This is a genomic window from Aquimarina sp. RZ0 (assembly GCF_008370685.1).
Classification (GTDB): Bacteria; Bacteroidota; Bacteroidia; order Flavobacteriales; family Flavobacteriaceae; genus Aquimarina.
On the sequence record NZ_VTZU01000228.1, the window covers coordinates 1 to 1,132 of the forward strand.

The 1,132-nt window shown below is 27.7% G+C and carries 1 protein-coding gene; it reads right to left on the minus strand.

Features of this window, described 5'->3' with window-relative positions:
- Positions 1-231: 231 nt before the first annotated feature.
- Entirely contained in the window at positions 232-723 is a 492-nt protein-coding gene (locus F0000_RS27410; protein ID WP_149627868.1) for a hypothetical protein, read from the minus strand.
- Between the last annotated feature and the right edge of the window lie 409 nt (positions 724-1,132).

Below are 1,132 nucleotides of genomic sequence, written 5' to 3' on the forward strand. Positions count from 1 at the left end.
TTTGTGGATGATATTCAATAAATCTGTGCATTCTTCTTTGGTTAAGCTAACTTTATATCTAATACCCATTTTAGTTTTTTTTCAAAGATACTAAATTACGCCTATTTAAACTTGACTTGACACTAGTGATATATTTAGGAAAATGTTTTTCATTATTGGTGGTAACGCTCCTTGTATGTTGCGTTTGCTTCCCGAAGGGAGCATATGCAATATACAAACTGTTAGCAAATGTTATTTCTTTATTTTTTCCAATTCAATTAGTCTATTTTGGAACGTATCTATAATAGATTCAGGGTTCCAATTTTCACTTTCAGTTTTTCCGTGCCCTAATGAAATGTGGGTATATAGCTTTTCATTATTAAAGTAATATTGGCAATTCCAAGTTATAACGTCAAACGAATTAATTGGTATTCCAATTTCGGATTCCTTAGCATATATCAATTTGTCATTTTGGATAACATACAATTCTTCGAATTTAGTTTGATTCGAATAATACATTATTGATATTATTTTATTCGTTTTATAACAAGAACTAAATTCCCAAAATTCTTGAATTTTATTGAAAGAAGATATCCCTACTCTTTGATTACCAGTACACGTAGATAGTAATTCCTCTATTGTAACGTCCATTTTATCTCTAAATGTTTCCTCATCATTATAGTCCACTTGACAAAATGTAATTAGCGGGAAAATATATAATATTAAGTATATTGGTAATTTCATCTTATTTGTTAATAAATTGTTTTTTAAAACAACCATTTGATAACCGTTATAAATCCAACAAATAGAAAAAGAATTAATACGATAATTATTAGGAAAATCAGACCTTCATAAAATCTGTCACTATTAGTGCGCTTATATTCAGGAAATTTTTCTTCTTTTTTTGCTTTATCCTTATTTGTTATTTCAATTGAGTCAAAGAAAAAATCACTGTCATCATCCGTCCAATCTATGTCAATTTCACTATAACAAAATTCATTATTGTTATAATCGTGTTTTTCGGAATTAAGGTTACCTCTAAAATTAATTTATTTTTAATCAAATAGTTATAGTATTTTACTGACTAAACACAGGTGAGATGAATAGTTACAAACGCACAGGAACAACTTCTTTATTTTCAGAAAGTTATCGA